General features: G+C 40.3%; 2 protein-coding genes and 1 pseudogene. All 3 read right to left on the minus strand.

The annotated features are described in order from the left end of the window. Positions 1 to 645, minus strand: a pseudogene (locus Wcon_RS08665) (Rpn family recombination-promoting nuclease/putative transposase); the annotation flags it as partial. 182 nt (positions 646 to 827) lie between these two features. Further along, a complete protein-coding gene (locus Wcon_RS08670) occupies positions 828 to 1,448 on the minus strand; it encodes a group II intron maturase-specific domain-containing protein (protein WP_114517628.1) in 621 nt (206 codons plus the stop codon). Next, positions 1,421 to 2,311: a reverse transcriptase domain-containing protein gene (locus Wcon_RS08675; RefSeq protein ID WP_114517629.1), complete on the minus strand. Its 891-nt coding sequence runs from the start codon at positions 2,309 to 2,311 to the stop codon at positions 1,421 to 1,423. The genes Wcon_RS08670 and Wcon_RS08675 overlap by 28 nt, the downstream gene beginning before the upstream one ends. Positions 2,312 to 2,916 lie beyond the last annotated feature (605 nt).

Below are 2,916 nucleotides of genomic sequence, written 5' to 3' on the forward strand. Positions count from 1 at the left end.
ATTATACGCTTTTTCCTTTGCTCATATGCTAGTAACTCTTCTTCTGACCAATTAAACTTATTCATCTCTTCATAAGCTCGTTTTATTATTACGTCACTACCAACTATCTTATCTAGATCCTCTTCCCTTGTTTCTCCTGCATATACGAAAAAAATAACACCATTTTTCTACTATATTTTCTAGTTGGTCTTCTTTGGTTTTTGTAAATTTTGGTAGCTCTATAAATACGAAGTAAAAATCCTTCAAGTCATGTTCAAAGCTATTTTTATCCAAGATGACATGATTTGATTTGTACTCAGCCTTATCTGGAAAAATAATGCAATCAGCAACAGCAATAAAGATAATTTCCTTGAGATTATGATACTCATCACCTTGATCAGCTTGACTTGAGTAGGCTTTAGCAGCATAATACTGAGCACGCTTTTCGAAGCCTTTGGTCTTAGTGAACTGCATCTCTATGATGTATCTGGAACCTTGAGAGTCCTTACAAAGAACATCGACAATACTCTGCTTTTTGGCGGCAATCTCTGGGTCCAAAATGGTAGCTAAGAATTCAACATCGTGAATAGCAGCTAAGCCAGTAAAGCCTAAAATATCGTTCAAGAAATGAATGAGAATGTCTTTATTCCTCTCAGTACCAAATATTCTCTTGAACGAGTAAGAGTTTAGTGGACTGAGATATTTTCCACTAAACTCTCCTCTAGGAACCGTACTTGAAAGTTTCCCTTCATACGGCTCGAGCCATCTTAAGTCCTTTTCTCGAGAACCGGCAACAGCTTCCTTCAAATATTCTGGCATTTCAAATTCCTTACTAGGATTAACATTAATCATATCTTATCATCCTCATAAAGAGAAGGATTATTTGATCTACGTTTTTCAAAGTAGGCATACCATTCTTTATCGTAGGGATTTGCCTCAGCTTGAATTTTCTTGTGGCGACGAATTGGTACGCTTGTTGCTTGAAAGAGTTCCTTCCACTCAACTGTACCTTTATTCTTAGTCAGCGCTGCAAAGCACCATCTTCTGGCTTCTTTTGTTTTAAAGTATTTCTCCTTAATCCAGCGTAAGCCTTTATTAGGGTGTCTGCGTTTTGACCATTGCCATAAGGCTTTAAAAATCTCAGAATCCACTTTCTCATAAGCTTTTCTTGCGCATATTCCCCTGTGGTAATAGACCCACCCTCGAATTTGAGGTGTGAGCAGTTCTATTACTTTTTCTTGGGTTGCTGCGCAGTTCTTACGAATCAAGCACCGGATGCGCTTCAGAAGTCGGTTTGTACTTTCTGCTGAAGGTTTGATGATTATCTTCCTTTCGTACTTACGTACTGTCTGACCTAGAAAATCAAATCCCTGTTCTACGTGTGTGATCTTGGTTTTTCCTGTGGATAGAGTTAACCCTCTGTCGCTGAGGAAATCCTCTACTAGCCTTTTAACTTTAGTCTCAAGAATTTCTTTTGATTTTCCAGTGTTACTATGAAGTCATCCGCGTAGCGAATCACGTGCACACCATATTTCTTGCGTTTTCTTGTTCCCTTCTTCCCGAAATGTTTACTGATAACATTTTCGAAACCATCAAGGGTCAAGTTAGCAAGTACAGGGGAGATAATTCCTCCTTGTGGAGTCCCTGCTATTGTGAAGCGGAACATTTGTTTTTCTATGAACCCAGATTTTAACCATTTGCTGAGAATATTCTTTTCTATTGGAATTGAGCTTTCTAACCAGCAATGGTCTATTTCATCAAAACACTTCTTAATATCCGCCTCTAGGATCCATTGCGATCTGTCGCGTCCCGCCAAAGTTTTGTGGATCTGGCTTATCGCATCAGCAGCTGAGCGATGTTTCCTAAATCCGTATGAGTGTCTATCTCCTATTGTTTCTGCAACAGGATCAAGTCCCATAAGATATAAGGCCTGCATCGCTCGATCTTTCATAGTGGGAATACTAAGAGGTCGCTTGCTGCCTGTAGGTTTGGGGATATAGACTCGTCTCAAAGGTTGAGAGCGATATCCTCGTTGCCTCAGGTTTGCAATTCCTTGAGATTTTGCTGAAGGGCTCTGCCACAACTGGTTGTCAACACCAGCTGTACATTTTCCTTTATTTGAAGTTACGCGTTTTACTGCCAACGCTTTAGCACTAAAACTACGTGTGAGGAGGCGTTGTAAAGTTTTCACTTTATTCCATCTCCTAGCTTTTGTTGCCTGAACAATACGAGCTTGTAGCCTTCTGGTATTTTTTTTACACTGAAACCAGTTAATTTGATTCCAGTGTTCTGCTGTACCGAAAGGTGCACTTACAATTTTACCTGTAACCATCTGCTTTCCTCACTTAAAAGGTTTTACAAACAATCTTGTTCAAGATGACCGTAGTGGACGTCAGTTCTCTTTCGAGCCAGATAACGTTTAAACCTGTATCTCATCCATTACAGATGAGCATTCACTTTTTCCACACTCCCAATCCCACATATCCATCAGTCTTTCTCATGATCAACCTTACTGAGTAAAGAAATTACCCAGAGATATATGGGGTTTCCGTGTTCCACCTATCAAACAACGAGCGGGTTAGGATTGATCTATACACCGGTGGTGTTTATGTTTGCGTATCAGATGCGTTCACGCTGATAACCTACCACATACCTTTTGGTCCAAGCCTGTCAGTGTCTTTGGCTTGTTCGATTTAACGATGCTTACGATCATTCACTTCTGTTATCCATACCGTTCACCCTAGCCCCCGTGCCAACTTGACACTTATAGCATCGTTCCTTCTTCACAGACCGAACTTCTCCTTTTCGGGCGGGTTCATTGTCCTAAACGCTTTGCATAAGACATTACTGTACTTATACAGTTTAGTAGGGTACGAGTGGCAAAACACTCGGTTTAGTCAGTGCTAAACAGTTTAATAGACGACTTTCACGTCACAC

The organism is Wolbachia endosymbiont of Cylisticus convexus (assembly GCF_003344345.1).